This window comes from Corynebacterium sp. c25Ua_47 (assembly GCF_039907205.1).
GTDB lineage: Bacteria > Actinomycetota > Actinomycetes > Mycobacteriales > Mycobacteriaceae > Corynebacterium > Corynebacterium hiratae.
This window is the reverse complement of record NZ_JASBOH010000001.1, coordinates 162,152-178,882: the sequence shown is the minus strand read 5'-3', so window position 1 is coordinate 178,882 and position 16,731 is coordinate 162,152. Positions and strand designations below refer to the sequence as shown.

General features: G+C 61.4%; 17 protein-coding genes. 2 read left to right on the top strand and 15 right to left on the bottom strand.

The features are described from left to right. Window positions 1-59 precede the first annotated feature (59 nt). Complete coding sequence (locus QKE52_RS00815) at window positions 60-2,450, top strand: glycogen/starch/alpha-glucan phosphorylase (protein WP_175973206.1); 2,391 nt, start codon at window positions 60-62, stop codon at window positions 2,448-2,450. A gap of 169 nt (window positions 2,451-2,619) precedes the next feature. Here the strand turns inward: QKE52_RS00815 and pyk are convergent, their stop codons facing one another. From pyk to hisD, 14 genes are all read right to left on the bottom strand, one after another. Continuing rightward, entirely contained in the window at window positions 2,620-4,041 is a 1,422-nt protein-coding gene (gene pyk, locus QKE52_RS00810) for a pyruvate kinase (RefSeq protein ID WP_070512713.1), read from the bottom strand. Between the two features lie 300 nt (window positions 4,042-4,341). Continuing rightward, window positions 4,342-5,262 carry a prolipoprotein diacylglyceryl transferase gene (gene lgt / locus QKE52_RS00805; RefSeq protein ID WP_175973208.1) on the bottom strand — a complete coding sequence of 307 codons (921 nt, stop codon included), beginning with the start codon at window positions 5,260-5,262 and terminating at the stop codon, window positions 4,342-4,344. A 41-nt stretch (window positions 5,263-5,303) separates the two neighbouring features. Then, window positions 5,304-6,131, bottom strand: a complete 828-nt coding sequence (locus QKE52_RS00800; protein ID WP_070682071.1) for an indole-3-glycerol phosphate synthase TrpC — start codon at window positions 6,129-6,131, stop codon at window positions 5,304-5,306. A 174-nt stretch (window positions 6,132-6,305) separates the two neighbouring features. Next, window positions 6,306-6,935, bottom strand: a complete 630-nt coding sequence (locus QKE52_RS00795; protein WP_102233607.1) for a TIGR02234 family membrane protein — start codon at window positions 6,933-6,935, stop codon at window positions 6,306-6,308. After that, the gene (gene hisI / locus QKE52_RS00790; RefSeq protein ID WP_070682077.1) at window positions 6,928-7,326 is read right to left on the bottom strand and encodes a phosphoribosyl-AMP cyclohydrolase; all 399 of its coding nucleotides are present in this window, start codon (window positions 7,324-7,326) and stop codon (window positions 6,928-6,930) included. Before hisI ends, QKE52_RS00795 begins: the two co-directional genes overlap by 8 nt. Then, window positions 7,323-8,087, bottom strand: coding sequence for an imidazole glycerol phosphate synthase subunit HisF (hisF, locus tag QKE52_RS00785; RefSeq protein WP_070512547.1), 765 nt, complete (start codon window positions 8,085-8,087; stop codon window positions 7,323-7,325). The genes hisI and hisF overlap by 4 nt, the downstream gene beginning before the upstream one ends. A gap of 161 nt (window positions 8,088-8,248) precedes the next feature. Next, window positions 8,249-9,052: an inositol monophosphatase gene (locus QKE52_RS00780; protein WP_070512542.1), complete on the bottom strand. Its 804-nt coding sequence runs from the start codon at window positions 9,050-9,052 to the stop codon at window positions 8,249-8,251. A gap of 4 nt (window positions 9,053-9,056) precedes the next feature. Next, window positions 9,057-9,839 (bottom strand): bifunctional 1-(5-phosphoribosyl)-5-((5-phosphoribosylamino)methylideneamino)imidazole-4-carboxamide isomerase/phosphoribosylanthranilate isomerase PriA, encoded by a 783-nt coding sequence (priA, locus tag QKE52_RS00775; RefSeq protein ID WP_347947852.1) that lies wholly within the window; start codon window positions 9,837-9,839, stop codon window positions 9,057-9,059. 30 nt (window positions 9,840-9,869) lie between these two features. Next, window positions 9,870-10,505 (bottom strand): imidazole glycerol phosphate synthase subunit HisH, encoded by a 636-nt coding sequence (hisH, locus tag QKE52_RS00770; RefSeq protein WP_070512539.1) that lies wholly within the window; start codon window positions 10,503-10,505, stop codon window positions 9,870-9,872. After that, complete coding sequence (locus QKE52_RS00765; RefSeq protein WP_049155324.1) at window positions 10,502-11,722, bottom strand: MFS transporter; 1,221 nt, start codon at window positions 11,720-11,722, stop codon at window positions 10,502-10,504. Before QKE52_RS00765 ends, hisH begins: the two co-directional genes overlap by 4 nt. A 50-nt stretch (window positions 11,723-11,772) precedes the next feature. After that, on the bottom strand, window positions 11,773-11,955 hold the full coding sequence (locus QKE52_RS00760; protein WP_046648003.1) for a hypothetical protein: 183 nt from the start codon (window positions 11,953-11,955) through the stop codon (window positions 11,773-11,775). 6 nt (window positions 11,956-11,961) lie between these two features. After that, entirely contained in the window at window positions 11,962-12,594 is a 633-nt protein-coding gene (gene hisB, locus QKE52_RS00755) for an imidazoleglycerol-phosphate dehydratase HisB (RefSeq protein ID WP_293775142.1), read from the bottom strand. A 43-nt stretch (window positions 12,595-12,637) separates the two neighbouring features. After that, a complete protein-coding gene (locus QKE52_RS00750) occupies window positions 12,638-13,741 on the bottom strand; it encodes a histidinol-phosphate transaminase (protein ID WP_293775144.1) in 1,104 nt (367 codons plus the stop codon). A 3-nt stretch (window positions 13,742-13,744) separates the two neighbouring features. Then, window positions 13,745-15,094 (bottom strand): histidinol dehydrogenase, encoded by a 1,350-nt coding sequence (gene hisD / locus QKE52_RS00745; RefSeq protein WP_347947851.1) that lies wholly within the window; start codon window positions 15,092-15,094, stop codon window positions 13,745-13,747. Between the two features lie 166 nt (window positions 15,095-15,260). On the opposite strand from hisD, the gene QKE52_RS00740 reads away from it, so the two are divergent. After that, window positions 15,261-16,184, top strand: coding sequence for a YbjN domain-containing protein (locus QKE52_RS00740; RefSeq protein WP_347947850.1), 924 nt, complete (start codon window positions 15,261-15,263; stop codon window positions 16,182-16,184). Here the strand turns inward: QKE52_RS00740 and QKE52_RS00735 are convergent. Next, window positions 16,181-16,723: a hypothetical protein gene (locus QKE52_RS00735; protein WP_232745218.1), complete on the bottom strand. Its 543-nt coding sequence runs from the start codon at window positions 16,721-16,723 to the stop codon at window positions 16,181-16,183. The genes QKE52_RS00740 and QKE52_RS00735 overlap by 4 nt on opposite strands. Window positions 16,724-16,731 lie beyond the last annotated feature (8 nt).

Genomic DNA, 16,731 nt, shown 5'->3' with positions numbered 1-16,731 from the left:
GGTTAAGCTTGGGAGTTGGTATTTTTCCGCATTTTTTATGCCTAAGGTGAAGGATTCTCATGAGTCAACCCCAGCACTCCGATTTTCAGACCGCAGTTCCCGGACACGTCCGCGCCGCCGCCGGCGTCTCCCCCACCGCTGCCACCAACCGCAAGTTCTGGTCCGGCCTGTCCTCCTCGGTAATGGAGCAGATTGCGGACAACTGGGAAGCCACCCGCAGCGCCTACGCCGCCACCCGCCAGCAGCACTACTTCTCGGCTGAATTCCTGCAGGGTCGAGCCCTGCTCAACAACCTCACCAACATCGGCCTCGTCGACGAGGCCCGCGCCGCCACCCAGGCCACCGGCCACGAATTGGTCGATGTCCTCGAGGCCGAGCACGATGCCGCGCTAGGAAACGGCGGTTTGGGCCGCCTGGCTGCCTGCTTCCTCGACTCCGCTGTCACCCAAGACTTCCCCGTCACCGGCTACGGTCTGCTCTACCGCTACGGCCTGTTCCGTCAGTCCTTTGACAACGGCTTCCAGCGCGAAGAGCCGGATGCGTGGATGGAGAATGGCTATGACTTCATCATTCGCCGCACCTCCGAGCAGCGCCTGGTCCATTTCGATGACATGGATGTCCGCGCTATCCCCTATGACATGCCGATTACCGGCTATGGAACCGACAACGTGGGCACGCTGCGCTTGTGGAAGTCCGAACCCATCGATGAGTTCGATTACGACGCCTTCAACTCGCAGCGCTTCACCGAGGCCATCGTGGAGCGCGAGCGCGTCATGGACATCTGCCGCGTGCTCTACCCCAACGACACCACCTACGAGGGCAAGGTTCTGCGCGTTCGTCAGCAGTACTTCTTCGTATCGGCTTCGCTGCAGCAGATGATCGACAACTACATCGAGCACCACGGCGAGGACCTCACCGGCTTCGCTGAGTACAACTGCATCCAGCTCAATGACACCCACCCCGTGCTGGCCATTCCAGAGTTGCTCCGCCTGCTTCTCGACGAACACGGAATGGGCTGGGACGAGGCATGGAAGGTCGTCACCGAGACCTTTGCCTACACCAACCACACGGTGCTGGCAGAGGCCCTGGAAAGCTGGGAGATCTCCATCTTCCAGAAGCTCTTCTGGCGCATCTGGGAGCTCGTGGAAGAGATTGACCGCCGTTTCCGCGAGGACATGGCCCAGCGTGGCCTCGACCAGGGCCGCATCGATTACATGGCCCCGGTGTCCGACGGTCACGTCCACATGGCATGGATTGCTTGCTACGCCGCTTACTCCATCAACGGCGTGGCGGCGCTGCACACCGAGATCATCAAGGCAGACACGCTGTCTGAGTGGTACGAACTGTGGCCGGAGAAGTTCAACAACAAGACCAACGGCGTCACCCCGCGCCGCTGGCTGCGCATGTGCAACCCGCGCCTGTCCGACCTGCTCACTGAGCAGGCTGGTTCCGATGCCTGGGTCACCGATCTGACTGAGCTGGCCAAACTGGATTCCTTGGCCGAGGACGAGAAGGTGCTGCGCCAGCTCATCAACATCAAGCGCGCTAACAAGCAGGACTTTGCCGCATGGATCGAAGCACACCAAGGCGCCACGGTGGATCCGGATTCGATCTTCGACGTCCAGATCAAGCGCCTGCACGAGTACAAGCGCCAGCTGATGAACGCTCTGTACATTCTGGACCTGTACTTCCGTATCAAGGTCGACGGCGAAACCGTTCCGAAGCGCACCTTCATTTTCGGCGCGAAGGCCGCCCCGGGCTACGTTCGCGCAAAGGCCATCATCAAGCTCATCAACACCATCGGTGACTTGGTCAACAACGACCCGGCCACTAAGGACGTGCTCAACGTGGTCTTTGTGGAGAACTACAACGTCTCCCCTGCCGAGCACATCATCCCTGCCGCCGATGTCTCCGAGCAGATCTCCGTGGCCGGCAAGGAAGCCTCCGGCACCTCCAACATGAAGTTCATGATGAACGGTGCACTGACCCTGGGCACGATGGATGGCGCCAACGTCGAGATCGTCGAGGCAGTGGGCGAAGAGAATGCCTACATCTTCGGCGCCCGCAACGAGGAGATCCCGCAGCTTCGCGCCGAGTACAACCCGGGCGAGCTCTACAACACTGTTCCGGGCCTGTCCCGCGTCCTCGATGCCTTTACCGATGGCACGTTGGGCTCTGAAAATGCCGGGATGTTTGGGGATCTGCGCTCCTCACTGCTCGATGGCTTTGGTGAGCACGCTCAGGACACCTACTACGTCCTCGGAGATTTCGCAGACTACCGCGAGACCCGTGACCGCATGGCTGCCGACTATGACGCTGACGAGATGGCATGGGCCAAGAAGGCTTGGCTCAACATCTGCTACTCTGGCCGCTTCTCTTCCGACCGCACCATCGCTGACTATGCCAACGAGGTGTGGAAGCTGGCCCCGACCCCCATTTCCAACGTCTAGACAAAAACGTCTAGACAAAAAAGGGGTTTATAGACGCACTGTTGCCTATTAACCCCCGACGGGCTTTCCTCACAGACAAAGCGCCGCCTCACCACCGTTCCTCCTTCCCACTTAGTGGGTAAGGAAGCAACCGGGGTGAGGCGGCGCTGTCTGCTTATCTGCGACAGTATTACTTATCGCGCAGGGTCTGGCCCAGTTCGTGGACCTGAATCATATTCGTGTTACCGGAGATTCCAGGAGGGGTACCGGCGATGACGATGATCATATCGCCCTCCTTGTACTTATCCATCCCCAGCAGCGCCCCATCGATGGCGGCCATCATGTCATCGGTGGACTCAACCGCGTCACTCAGGAAGGTCTCCGCGCCCCACGTCAAAGCCAACTGCGAGCGTACCGCCGGGTGCGGGGTAAAGGCCAAAAGCGGCAACGGGGAGTGCAGACGAGCCACGCGCTTAGCGGTATCACCGGACGTCGTAAAGGCCACGATAGCCTTCGCGTTAAGGCGCTCAGCAATATCGCGTGCGGAGTAAGACACAACACCACGCTTGGTGCGCGGGACGTGCGTCAGCGGAGGAACCTGGCCGCCCTGCTCAGCATTCATCACGATCCGGGACATCGTGCGCACAACATTGTGGGGGTCGATGCCGACGGAGGTCTCACCGGAGAGCATGACCGCATCGGCGCCATCGAGCACTGCGTTGGCAACGTCGGAGGCCTCCGCACGAGTCGGGCGCAGGTTGGAGATCATGGAATCGAGCATCTGCGTTGCCACGATCACCGGCTTGGCATTCTCACGAGCGATCTGGATAGCGCGCTTCTGGAACAGCGGAACCTGTTCCAGCGGAACCTCGACGCCGAGGTCACCGCGGGCGATCATGATCGCATCGAAGGCTAGGACGATGGACTCGAGGGCGTCGACTGCCTCCGGCTTCTCGAGCTTGGCGATGACCGGAACGCGGCGGCCTTCCTCATCCATGATCTCGTGGACCTTGTCCACGTCAGCCGGGGAGCGCACGAAGGACAAGGCGACCATGTCTACGCCGAGCTTCAAGGCGAAGCGAAGATCTGCGATGTCCTTTTCCGACAGCGCCGGAACAGAAATGTCCATTCCCGGCAGGGACACGCCCTTGTTATTCGAGACCGGTCCGCCCTCGGTAACCTCGCAGACAACGTCGTTGCCGTCGACTTCCTTGCACACGACGGCGACCTTGCCATCGTCGATCAGCAGGCGGTCACCCGGCTTCGCGTCCTGTGCCAGGTTCTTGTAGGTGGTGGACACGCGGTCGTGTGTGCCTTCGACGTCATCAACGGTGATGCGGACGATTTCGCCGTCCTTCCACATCTCTTCACCGTTGACGAAACGGCCTAGGCGAATCTTCGGGCCTTGCAGGTCCGCCAAGACGCCGACTGCGTGGCCGGTCTCATCGGTGGCCTCGCGGACCCAGCGGTAGTTCGCCTCGTGGTCCGCATGCTCGCCGTGGGACATGTTCAGACGCGCCACGTTCATGCCTGCTTCAACAAGCCCAAGAATTCCTTCCTTGCTTGCGACTGCAGGACCCAACGTACAAACGATTTTGGTTCTTCTATCCAACATGGAGTGCCTTATTCACATCGGGAGTTTCTAACGGTTCCTAAACTACCCCCGTTTACTGGTCTCGGCCACCACGAACGAAGCTCATGCCGGGTTTTCGACCCGTAACGCCGGTATTCCAAGCGGAAAACGCGACACCCGTATTGCAGCTACAAACGGGAATAACCGGGCGCATCCGGGCATTTCAGTTCCGCCGCACCGGTCTTTAGGTTGCCGTGTTAGGCACCGCAAAAGCCACGTGTGATCCCGGCTACTCCACAGAATCTCCGGGCCTATATCCGGTGGGCACTACCCGCATCGTCACCCTTTAGACTCACCGGCGCTACCCTCGGCAGCGCTGCCCACCGCAGTCTCCGTGGCGCGGGTGGGATCGACTTCCTCCGGCGACTCCTGCCCGCGCGGCAGTCGGAAGTACACGATGAGCGCCACGACAAAGCAGACCACGGAAACGATGACGTTGACCCGGAGTCCGAAGATGTGCGTGGCATCGTCCGCACGCATGTTTTCCACGACGAAGCGGCCCGCGGTGTACCCCGCAACATACAGCGCGAAGACACGACCATGGCCAAGCTTGAACGCCTTATGCGCCCAAAGCAGGAACACACATACCGCCACGTTCCACACAAGCTCATAGAGAAAGGCCGGATGCACAGAGGCCACTACTTCCCCAGTCGAGCGGCCGCTGATGGGCGCATACTCGCCGCTTTCATTAACTCGGTAGTAGATGTCGAGGGCCCACGGGACAGTGGTCTCACGGCCATACAGTTCCTGGTTAAACCAATTGCCCAAGCGGCCGATGGCCTGGGCCAGGATAAGCCCTGGGGCGACGGCATCAGCAAAGGGCCCCAACGGAATACCCTTAATCTTGAACATGATCCACAGTGCCACCGCGCCCAGCGCGACCGCTCCCCATATACCGAGCCCCCCGTTGGTGATTTTCACTGCATCGATCGGATCACACGTGGAGCAAAAGTACTTATCGTAATCCGTAATCACGTGATAGAGGCGCCCGCCAATGATGCCGGCCGGGATCACCACTAGGGCAGCATCCCACACCACGTCAGGGTTGCCTCCGCGAGCGGTATAACGGCGCAGCGTCATCCACATCGCGACGAGAATGCCGACGATGATGCACATGGCATAAGCACGAATCGGGACCGGGCCGAGATGCCACACGCCTTGTGGCGGGGAAGGAATATTGGCGAGGTTGTAAATCTGCACGGGAAACAGTGTGCCTGAAAATGACGGCCGCTACAACGCGCTTAGCTTCTACGCGAAGGGCACGCAGGATGTTGGCCTGCGGCCACCAAGGAACGGGCCAAGGTCATCGGGTCCTGGGCAGCCATGATGGACTCACCAACGAGGATGGCATCAGCACCTTGCGAGGCATAAGACAGCACGTTGCGCGGGTTATTAACACCGCCCACCGCGATGCGAGTGATGCTCTCAGGAAGACCGGGCGAAATAGCAGAAAAGGCCTCCCGATTAATAGCATCGGAGGCCAATGACCACGCGTTGATCGCCACGACAGTTCCCCCTGCCTTGATAACGCGATCCACCTCGGCACAGGTGCGGACTTCCAGGATGGCGGTCATCCCGAGGGATTCCACGCGGTCGAGAAGTGACTCGAGGCGAGCTTGGCTGAGCAGCTCCACCTGCAAGGGAATCGCGTCTGCCCCATAACAACGCGCCTCATGAATCTGATAGGGATCAACGATGGTGTCGCGGCACAGCATCGGTAAGTCGACGGCCGCGCGGGCGACCCGCATGTCCTCGAGTGACCCGTGGAAGCGGCGACGATCTGTCTGACAGGCCATCACATGAACCCCTGCTTCCTCCAGGCTATGTGCCAGTTCTGCCACCGACTTCGGGCTATCCAAGTGGGCAATTTCACCGCCATAGGGCACGGCGCGCTTGATTTCGGTGATGATAGAGCATCCCGGGCGCAGCAGAGCTTTCGCGGCATCGCGCGGAGCGTCCATGTCGCGGGACCTTGCTTTAATTTCCTTGAACGGGACACGGGCCTCCCGCGCGGCTACATCAGCCAGCACTCCGGCCACGAGATGATCGACGGCGATCGGGGTAGGCATGATTCCACCTCCCTTCCCCGAAGGAGACTCAAAGAAAGAAACAGGGGCGTTCGAGATCACATTTAGGCTAGCGCGCCCTCACCTCTAACTAGAAATCCGGGGCACCCGTTCCCCGCAACAGGGCCTTTCTCACCAGGCTCTCCGTCACTATGCTCGCCGTCGCGGCGCGTGTGTTTAGGAGGAGCGGGGATCTGTGGGATCAATATCAGCATCCAGCGCGTCCCACATCACGCGGCCGGAATCTTGGGAGGTTTCGAGTTCTTCCTGCAGGCGCTCCTGCCGTACCGCCGGGGTTTCGTATTTGGCTGTGCGGGGTTTATCGGCACCCGGGTTGCTCGCCACCAGCACCGCCCCAAAGAGCGCCAGGGCGGCGCCGACGAGAGCGAGAACTGGGCCCGCAGTCGACGCGTCCGCGGTGAGGACGACGGCCCAATCGGAAATAGTCGTCGTATCCACAGAGGTATCGTTGGTCCCGCCTTGCAGAAGCTCCTGGGCACGCTCCGCCTCGGGGCCGGCGGTCAACAGCGCCACCGGACGCCATCCCGCAGCCGCAGCGGCGAGGGCGGTGATGACGGAGACGATGCGCCGGCCAGTCCGCCCGAGAGCGAAGGCAGCCACGCCACCGGCCAGGACCACCACGCTCAGCGCGATGAGCTCAAGGGACCATAAGGAGCCGGATAGCTCCACCACGCTCGATCCGGCCTTATCGTCTTCGACCGCCGCCTTCACCCACGTCATGCGGGAGGATAGCCACAACAAGATGGCGCCGACCAACATCAGTACGGGTCCGCCGCGCTTAGCCATGATCTTCCTCCCCAAAGAGGTTTCGAGCGTCGAAACAGGTGCGGTCGCCGGTATGGCATGCCCCGCCGCGCTGACGCACGGTGAGCAAAATGGTGTCACCATCGCAATCTAGGCGCGCACCCACTACCTCTTGGGTATTGCCGGACGTCAGCCCTTTAATCCAATACTCTTGACGCGAGCGTGAGTAGTAGGTCCCGCGGCGCGTCGCCAGCGTGTAAGCCAGCGCGTGGTCATCCATCCACGCCAGCATGAGTACCTCACCTCGTTCCGACTGCACGATAGCCGGGACTAGGCCCGCCTCATTGCGCTTGAGCTGCAGGGCAATGTCGTCGCTCAGCTCATAGTCCCCGACGTTCGTGGTGCTGGCGGAGTTAGTGCTGTCCTCTGTCATTGACGGACCTCCTTTCCTGCAGCAGCTAATGCCTGCTTGACCTCGGAAATCTCCACCTCGCCGAAGTGGAAGATACTAGCCGCGAGCACGGCATCCGCTCCAGCGTCGATAGCCGGTGGAAAGTGCTCGGCCTTCCCGGCCCCACCCGAGGCGATGATCGGCACCGAAACCGCTGCACGCACGGCCTCAATCAATTCGAGGTCGAAGCCTGCCTTGGTTCCGTCACCATCCATGGAGTTCAGCAGAATCTCGCCGACCCCCAATTCCTCGCCGCGCTTGGCCCATTCCACAGCGTCGATCCCCGCGGAGCGTGTGCCGCCATGCGTGGTGACCTCAAATCTGCTGGGAAAGCCCGCCGCACGGCGAGCATCGACGGACAACACGATGCACTGAGAACCAAACACATCCGCGAGCTCTCGCAACAACTCGGGGCGCGCAATGGCGGAAGAATTAACGGACACCTTATCGGCACCAGCCCGCAATAGCTCACGAACGTCCTCCACCGACCGCACGCCGCCGCCGACGGTTAGTGGGATGAACACCTGATCCGCCGTGCGGCGAACGACGTCGAGCATGGTGCCGCGGCCGTCCTTGGACGCGGAGACATCCAAGAATGTCAGCTCATCAGCGCCCAGCTGACCATAGCGAGCGGCCAGCTCCACTGGGTCGCCGGCATCACGCAGGTTTTCAAAGTTGACGCCTTTGACCACGCGGCCATTATCAACGTCCAGACACGGGATCACGCGCACGGCAAGCGCCATGGTGACAATCCTCCTCATAGCTAAAGGTGAGATAAACAGCAGTCCACTCGGGACCACCGAACGGTGATGAACATAGTAGGAAAACGGTAAAACGTTAAAGAATAAGTCCGGGATTCAGCGCCAGTGCTGAGCACCGGTTTCAGCCCCGGGACGGGGCCTATTTAGCGGTCCCCACGCGGATTTCGAGCAATGGCCTCCAAAATCGTGGCATGCACCTGCGGGGTCCCGCCCACGAAACCCTTCGAGTGTGCAGTCCACTCATTGCCCTCGGGGTCGCTCACACGGCCACCGGCAGCCTTAATGATGAGCGCGCCCGCCGCGTTATCCCACGGGTGCGGCGAGAAATTCACTGCACCGTCGAACACGCCCTGAGCGACAAAAGCGTTGTCCAGCCCCACCGACCCAGTCATGCGGGGCCGCAACCCGGTCTCCCGTAGGTCGTTGAATAGGCTCGTGGGCAGGTGCGAGGAGCAGCCCACGTGTCCGCGCGCTTCGTCGAATCCGAGAGCCTCCTCTCCTCCCCCGAACCCGGTCGCCGGGCCGCCGGTCGTACGCAGCGGCATCCCTTGCGCCGCAACAACACGGCGGTTCAACAATGGAAAGTCGGCGACGGCGACGACCGGCTTTGCATCGTGCAGGAGCGAAACAAGAATGCCGCAGCACGGATTCCCAGCCGAGTAGTTCGCGGTTCCGTCTACCGGATCCACAACCCACACCGTCTCCTCCAAGTTGCCACCGGACTCTTCACCGAACACCGGAATGCCGGTGAGCTGGCCCAATGTCTGGCGCAACTGCTGTTCGATGAGCAGATCCACCTCGGTAGCAAAGTCTCCTTCGCCTTTGAACCGCGCGGGTGCCGCGCCGAGGCCCCTGCGGAAGAGATCATCAACCTGGTCCACCGCGGCTTCCGCAAAGGCAACAAGTTCGCGCGGATCCGACGCTGAAGTTCCTGTCATCGGGGCCATAGGCCTACTTCTCCTCGATCGGGTCGATGTATTCCTCTCCCGGCAGCGGGGTAACCTCCGCAACGGCTGCAAGAGCCTCCTCCAAGGTGAAGCGCTCTTCGTAGAGTGCTTTACCGATGATGGCGGAATCGATCCCCTCGTTCTCGTAAAGAGCCAACTCGCGCAGATCGTCGAGAGTGGAAATGCCGCCGGAAGCAGTCACCTTGGCGTCCGTGGCGGCCGCCACCTCACGCAGCAGCTCGATATTGGGCCCCTGGAGCGTGCCATCCTTCGACACATCCGTCACCACGAAACGGGTGCAGCCAGCTGCGTCAAGGCGCTCGAGCACCTCCCAGAGGTCTCCGCCATCGGATACCCAGCCGTGACCGCGTGTGCGCCACTCACCATCCACCATCCGGACGGCGAGGTCCACTGCGATGCGATCGCCATGCTCTGCGAGGACCTTGGCAATCCATTCTGGGTTTTCCAGCGCCGCGGTTCCAATATTGACGCGGCGGGCACCAGTGGCCAGTGCGCGCGCCAAGGAATCGTCGTCCCGGATGCCTCCGGTCAATTCCACGTCTAGGTCCACGCTCGTCGTAATTTCAGCGAGCAGCTCGTGATTGGAGCCACGACCGAAGGCGGCGTCCAAATCCACCGCGTGCAACCACTGCGCGCCTTGGGCCTGCCATTTGAGGGCGGCCTCCCGCGGCGATCCATAGGACTTTTCGGTTCCTGCTTTTCCTTGGTCGAGGCGTACTGCCTGACCATCAACGACGTCAACCGCGGGCAACAGTGTAAAGCTCATGGTGGGTAGTCTACCTTTCACGCGGGCTCTTTAAAGCGTTCCAATCCAGTTCTTTAGCAGCTGCGAGCCCACATCACCCGATTTCTCCGGATGGAACTGAGTGGCCCACAACGCACCGTTTTCTACCGCGGCGACAAAGCGGTCACCGCCATACTCAGACCACGCCACCTTCGGTGGCTCAGTAATCTCGGTCTCGAGCTCCCAGCTGCGCGCGGCATAGGAGTGCACGAAATAGAAGCGGTCATCCGCGCTCACGCCTTCAAACATGCAGCTACCGCTGGGAAGCTCCACGGTGTTCCATCCCATGTGGGGGAGGACGGGAGCCTGCAAGCGGGTGACCTCCCCGGGCCACTCGCCGCAACCTTCGGTGTGCACGCCGTGTTCAGTGCCTGACTCAAAAAGAATCTGCATACCCACACAGATTCCCAGGACGGGGCGCCCGCCAGCCAAGCGTTGGCCGATAATCCGTGGTCCCTGCGCGGCGCGCAGCCCCTCCATGCAGGCAGCGAAGGCGCCCACGCCGGGGACTAGGAGGCCATCGGCCTCCACGGCGGTCTTGGGGTCCGCGGTGACCGTCACGGTAGCGCCGACCCGCTCCAGCGCGCGCACTGCCGACCGGACATTGCCAGCACCATAATCCAGGACTACTACGTCGTATGAGCTCATCGTGGCTCCTTTCCGGGCCTCCTCGGCCTTCTAATCATGCGCAGGCGAGTCTGAATATCATTCAGCTCGCTCACACGGGTCTTGCCCAAAGCGCGGTCAGCCACGGACATGAGCAGGCCAACCGCAATGATGGCGGCACCAGCCGCGAAGGCGCCATCGTATCCGGACATAGCCACGACGGCGCCGAGAACCGTCGAACCAAGTCCAGTTCCACCGTCGTAGAAGATATTCCACACCGCAGAACCTTCGGACAGGCGCTCGCGAGGGAGACGGTCGAACATCGACAACAAGGCCTCGTTCTGGACGATGCCGAAACCCGCACCATAGATGACCGTGCCGAAGACGAGCAGCCATACTGACCATTCTTGCCACAGCACGGCGGCGATTAGACCCACACCAAAGACTGAGAAAGCCTGGGCTGGAATCATCAACGTGCCTGGCTGGCCCACGCGGTCCGCCACGACACCGGCGACATAGCGTGAAATCATGGCCGCGCCACCGATCACGGACAGCATGAGGCCACCCAGGACAGCGCCACGCTCAGGATCCAGCTCGCGCACCGCCGGGGAAATGAAATTGGAGGCGACGCCGTAGCTCACGGAGAAACTGGTCAGAGCGAGCGCTGGGACGAGCACAAGCTTCCACATTGGTGCCCGCGGAGTGGTATCCGTTGGGTCCGGCAACCCCACTGGAGCTGCCTTGATTTGCGGTACCAAAATGCAGGTAAAGAATCCCAGCAGGCCAAGGCCAGCGGCTAGGAGATACACCGTGTTGTAGTTAAAGGCTGAAGCCACTGCGAGCCCCAAAGGCAAGAACGCCATCTGGGCTGCACCGATGAACAAACCGAAGATACCGGTGGCCTTGCCCAGCAAACGCCGCGGCGTAATTTCTGCGATGAGAGCGTTCTCCGCCACTGTGAGAGCGCCGAAGCCGATGCCGCGCAGGGCGGAGAATCCCAGGGCGATCGGGGCGGCATCGCCCAGCATGTGTCCCAACGCCGGCAGTCCCAACAACAGTGCTGAGGCCGCCATGATGGGGCGATAGCCAAAGATGCGCAGCAGCATCGGAGTCGCCATCTGGGTAAGCACCGTCGCCAACATGAACACGCCGGTGGTGGCGCCAGCCAACGTGGCGGAGCCACCGGAGTCCAGCACGGCCAGGGGCACCACTGGAAGCAGGACCGACCAGGCACCGAAGGCGGAAACCACCGCGATCATGGTTTCCTTAAAGCCGGCGACCTTCCATACGCTCTGAGGGGTCTTTTCCGTCACTTCGCTGCCACCCCCGCTGAGAAGATGTCAAGCATCCAGGCCAGCGCCGCGATCGCGGAGACCGCCGCGAGCGCACCCGCGACCACGGTCATCAGCACCGAGCCATTCTGATACGCCGCCCACGCGCCGCCGACGAGCAAACCGGTGACCAGAAAGAGAATGAGAACCAACACGTTCATAACGGCTTAGAGAGCTCCCTTCGTCGAAGGAACTCCGGTCATGCGCGGATCCCGCTCAGTAGCCTGACGCAGGGCACGGGCCACCGCCTTGTACTCAGCCTCCGTGATGTGGTGTGGATCGCGGCCGTACCGCACGTTGACATGCAGAGTCGTCGCCGAGTGCGTGGCAAAGGTTTCGAAAAAGTGACGGTTGATCACCGTGGCGTAGTGCCCTCCGATGACCTGCCACTCCATGTTTTCCGGTTCGCCATTCATCACGAAGTAGGGGCGCCCAGAAATGTCGACGACGGCCTCCACCAGCGTCTCATCCATGGGCAGCAGCTGGGACCCGAAACGGCGGATACCGGACTTATCCCCCAGTGCTTCCAGGAAGGCACGGCCGAGAACAATCGCGGTGTCTTCGACGGTGTGGTGGGCATCGATGTCGATATCGCCGTCGGCGTGGACGCGAAGGTCGAAGGAGCCGTGGGTGCACACAGCATTCAGCATGTGGTCAAAGAACGGCAGGCCCGTCGAAATATCCGCTTGGCCGGTGCCATCGAGGTTGATTTCTACAGAGACCTTTGTCTCCCCAGTAATGCGCTCGGCGCGGCCAATGCGGTCGCCGCGGTCGTGGCGTGCAGCTTCATCAGCGCTCATCGTCCCCACGCTCCTCCTTCAAGTCGTGCCCCATAGGTGGGGCTCAGTTAATCATCTCTACTGTATCTGCCAAGTGCTCTGCGGCAGAAAGGAAGGCATCATTCTCTTCAGGCAGGCCAATCGTGGCGCGCAAGAGACCCGGTACACCGTTATCTCGGATCAAGACATCGCGGTCCAGGAACCCCTGCCACACCGCATGCTGATCGGCAAAGCGTCCGAAGGACACGAAGTTGGATTCGCTCGGCACGACGTAATACCCGAGCTCTTGGAGCCGTGCGACAACCCGGTCCCGCTCCGCCGACAGCTTCGCCACGGTGCCCAAGGTCTCCTCCTTGTGTGCCAGAGCCACAGTGGCCGCGATCTGGGAGAGGACAGAGAGGTGATAGGGCAGGCGGACAAGCATGACGGCTTCCACGAAAGCCGGATCGGCCACGAAGTAGCCCAAGCGTCCGCCGGCGAAATCGAAGGCCTTGGACATCGTGCGCGAGACCACGAGCTTGGTCGGATACTTCCCCAGCAGCGTGGTGGCAGAAGGTGAAGGCGAGAACTCCATGTAGGCCTCGTCCACGATGACGATGCCCGGCGCGGCCTGCACGATCTTCTCCACTAGGTCGATCGGGGTGACGTCACCGGTGGGATTGTTCGGGGTGGTAATAAAGACAACGTCGGGGCGGTGCTTGGCGACGGCCTCCAGCGCCTCCTTTTCCGCAATGCGGAAATCCTCGTTCCGCGGGCAGGAGATGAATTCGGTTTGGGTGCCCGCGCACAGGATGGGGTGCATGGAATAGCTCGGGGTAAATCCCAGCGCGCTGCGCCCCGGCCCTCCGAAGGCTTGGAGCAGCTGCTGCAGCACCTCGTTGGAACCATTGGCCGCCCACACGTTGTCCACGCTGACATTCACGCCGGTCTGCTCACTGACATACCCCGCCAGCGCCGTGCGCAGTTCGACGGCGTCGCGCTCTGGATAGCGGTTGAGCTCTCGGGCGTGCTTTTCGACGGCCGCCACGATGTCCTTGACCAGCGCCTCCGACGGCGGGTAGGGGTTCTCGTTGGTGTTGAGCTGGTTGGTCACCGTCAGCTGCGGGGCTCCATAGGCACTGGAGCCGCGCAATTCTTCGCGCAGGGGAAGATCCTTCAACTCAGCCATTACTTAAGCCTCTACTTTCTGGGTATCTGGGGCATCGGCGAATCGTGCAGCAATTGCTTCACCGTGGGCAGGCAGTGCCTCCGCGGTGGCAAAGGCAATCACATTCTCCGCCACCTCCCCGAGTGCTGCGCGGTCATACTCGATGAGGTTGACCGGGCGCAGGAAGGTGTGCGTCGACAGCCCAGCGCTAAACCGCGCGGTTCCCGAGGTGGGCAAGACGTGGTTGGAGCCAGCGGAGTAATCACCGAGCGGCACCGGCGAATAATCACCCACGAAAATGGCACCGGCGTGGCGGATACGCTCCGCTACTGCCCGGGCATTCTTCGTGTGAACCTCCAAGTGCTCAGCGGCATAGGCGTCCGCGACAGCGATGCCCGCTTCGAGGTCATCGACCAACACGATGCCGGACTGTTCGCCGCGCAAAGCCTCGGCTGCGCGCTCGGCGTTCGCGGTGGCGGTGTAGCGCTGAGCTACTTCCGCATTCACGGCGGCAGCCAGCTCCTCCGAATCTGTAATGAGCACGGAGGCAGCCATCGGATCATGCTCCGCCTGGGAAATGAGGTCATAGGCCACGTAGACGGGGTTGGCGGTCTCGTCGGCCAGGATAGCGATCTCGGTGGGGCCGGCTTCCGCATCGATGCCCACCACGCCGTGTACCGCGCGCTTGGCAGCAGCAACAAAGACATTGCCGGGGCCGGTGATGATGTCCACGGGCTCAAGAGCATCCTCCCCCGTGGCGGGTTCATCGTCGCCGTAGGCCAGCAAGGCGATGGCTTGTCCACCACCGACTGCCCAGACATCGTCCACGCCGAGCATGTGGCACGTAGCCAGCACTGTCGGGTGCGGCAGGCCGCCGAATTCCTTTTGCGGCGGGGAAGCCACGACCATCGCTTCAGCGCCTGCTTCTTGGGCCGGGACGGCATTCATAATGACGGAGGATGGGTACACCGCCTTGCCTCCTGGCACATACAGTCCTACCCGCTCAATGGGTTGAAAAACCTCGGTAACCGTTGCACCTGGCGCCAGCGTTGTCGTGTGTGGGGCCGGCTTCTGGTCCGCGTGAACGGCGCGCACGCGGGCGATAGATTCTTCGATAGCTGCCCGGACCTGAGGGGCCAGTTCTTGGGCCGCCTTCTCGAGCTCCTCGTGAGGGACCCGCACCGCGGCGGGGCGGATGCCGTCGAATTTCTCACCAAAGTCGAGGGCCGCTGCAACACCGCCTTCTCGCACCTTGTTCACCATGGGGATAACAGTGTCCATGACTGAGGAAACATCGGTTCCGCCTCGCGGCAATACTCGGCGCAGGCGGGAGGTGGTGAGAGTCTCTCCGCGCAGGTCAATGGTTCGTAGCATGCTCAAGCCCTTTTCATAATATACAGCCGCATAATATGCAGCGCTTTCTATACCTTCCCATTACTATACCCGTGCCAAAAAGCCAGCGAGCTGGCAGGTGCAGGTTATAGAATGTGTCACTACTAACACGTTCCGGCACCCCGACTCGGCGAAGGGAGGCGGCGAGATGAGCAACGGCGCCGAAGGTAATGACAGCCACTCCACCTCGGATCTGCTTGCCCGTGTGGAGCACCTCGCGCACCGCGAAAGCCTCCACTGCATCCGGGTCAGCGCGCACGAACTCCTCTTCCCCCATCCGCCGCTCGGGGAGACCCGTGCCTTTATGGATACCGAGGGCGAGCCTATTTTGCGCTTCTGCACCACCCACCACGGTGTCTTGGGCTTCGGCGATATCCCCGCGCTCAGCGAGTTCGTCAACGACTGGAACCACAATTGTCTTTCGCCGCAGCTCGTGCTCAATTATTCCTCCCCGACCGAGGTCGAGGTGTGGGGCCATTCCTTCCTCGTCGTGCACCAGAAACCCACGGCGGCCCAGCTCTCCGCCTCTGTCATCCCTGCGCTGCACAACGCGGCGGCCTGCCTTGAGGAATTAGCGGATTATTTCCCCGTCTTGACGCTTCCCCGCCCGGCGGCTCCGGAAGAACAGATAGAGCTCGACGGCCCCGTCGGCACAGTCGATACCGCTCGTCTCGGGGAGCTTTTACCCGCCCTCGGTATTACGCGTTTCCAAGCAGATGCGGAAGAGGCCGTCTACGCGTGGATAAACGATGTCCTCTTTGCCTTCGCTATCGACTCTGGGCCGAGCCTCATCATCAAAGGCCATTGGGATCCCAACCTCCCAGGAAGCGAGTTCTCCAAAATTTTCCTCATCTGCAATGACTGGAACCGCACCAACCATTCGGCTTCTGCCTTCTGCCACTCCAACGTCGATGGCTTGCAGGTGCGCATTGACTACGCCGTTATGACGGGCGCTGGGCTTTCCGACGCCCAACTGATCACCGCCCTAGGCCGCGGCATCAAACACGTCCTCCACGGCATCGATGACATTTCACGCGATGCTGTGGGCTCCTCCCCCGTCGCTTGGCCCTAAGGAGCCTCTGCCTCAGCCGCCATTGCCTCCGCTTCTTCGTCGTCCACGGCACGAGGAGGATTGACAAATACTGCGGACCAGTACGTAAACATGGCCATGAACGGCCCCACGAGCCAGGCGATGCCGGGCGAGAATTTCGGCACGAACTCCACAATTTCCCCGGGATCGTCCGGGATACTCGTTGCGGTAGCTCCACCAAAGACGTAGAACGACGCCGCGCCAGCCAAGGAAGCCAGGGCTACCCACAGCAATACCCCGACGCCGCGGTAGCGCTCGCCGCGCCGATAGGCAATAAGCCCCAACGCCATACCCAGGGCACCGGTAATGAGTACAAAAGTAATGTAGGAATCAAACTGAACGTTAGCGACGTTGCGCAGGGCGTAGCCGCCATCATCAACCCGGTGCCCCTTCAGGGCAGGACGCCACAGCCCCCACGCGGCGCCGGCCACAGAAAACCCGAGGAGCGCTAACGCGAGCAACCCCGCACCAAATCCGATGGCGCGGGGTATGCGAAAGCTAGGTGCACGCAGTGCAGGCACGATATGTT

What these genes read in the sequence shown, in the direction of transcription:
- QKE52_RS00780 (WP_070512542.1), bottom strand. Translation starts at nt 9,052, where the DNA reads ATGGCCCCGATGACAGGAACTTCAGCGTCGGATCCGCGCGAACTTGTT.
- QKE52_RS00795 (WP_102233607.1), bottom strand. Translation starts at nt 6,935, where the DNA reads ATGGCTAAGCGCGGCGGACCCGTACTGATGTTGGTCGGCGCCATCTTG.
- QKE52_RS00815 (WP_175973206.1), top strand. Translation starts at nt 60, where the DNA reads ATGAGTCAACCCCAGCACTCCGATTTTCAGACCGCAGTTCCCGGACAC.
- QKE52_RS00740 (WP_347947850.1), top strand. Translation starts at nt 15,261, where the DNA reads ATGAGCAACGGCGCCGAAGGTAATGACAGCCACTCCACCTCGGATCTG.
- hisD (WP_347947851.1), bottom strand. Translation starts at nt 15,094, where the DNA reads ATGCTACGAACCATTGACCTGCGCGGAGAGACTCTCACCACCTCCCGC.
- hisI (WP_070682077.1), bottom strand. Translation starts at nt 7,326, where the DNA reads ATGACAGAGGACAGCACTAACTCCGCCAGCACCACGAACGTCGGGGAC.
- QKE52_RS00800 (WP_070682071.1), bottom strand. Translation starts at nt 6,131, where the DNA reads ATGCCTACCCCGATCGCCGTCGATCATCTCGTGGCCGGAGTGCTGGCT.
- QKE52_RS00750 (WP_293775144.1), bottom strand. Translation starts at nt 13,741, where the DNA reads ATGGCTGAGTTGAAGGATCTTCCCCTGCGCGAAGAATTGCGCGGCTCC.
- QKE52_RS00760 (WP_046648003.1), bottom strand. Translation starts at nt 11,955, where the DNA reads ATGAACGTGTTGGTTCTCATTCTCTTTCTGGTCACCGGTTTGCTCGTC.
- hisF (WP_070512547.1), bottom strand. Translation starts at nt 8,087, where the DNA reads ATGGCGCTTGCCGTGCGCGTGATCCCGTGTCTGGACGTTGATAATGGC.
- QKE52_RS00765 (WP_049155324.1), bottom strand. Translation starts at nt 11,722, where the DNA reads ATGATCGCGGTGGTTTCCGCCTTCGGTGCCTGGTCGGTCCTGCTTCCA.
- hisH (WP_070512539.1), bottom strand. Translation starts at nt 10,505, where the DNA reads ATGAGCTCATACGACGTAGTAGTCCTGGATTATGGTGCTGGCAATGTC.
- priA (WP_347947852.1), bottom strand. Translation starts at nt 9,839, where the DNA reads ATGAGCTTTACACTGTTGCCCGCGGTTGACGTCGTTGATGGTCAGGCA.
- hisB (WP_293775142.1), bottom strand. Translation starts at nt 12,594, where the DNA reads ATGAGCGCTGATGAAGCTGCACGCCACGACCGCGGCGACCGCATTGGC.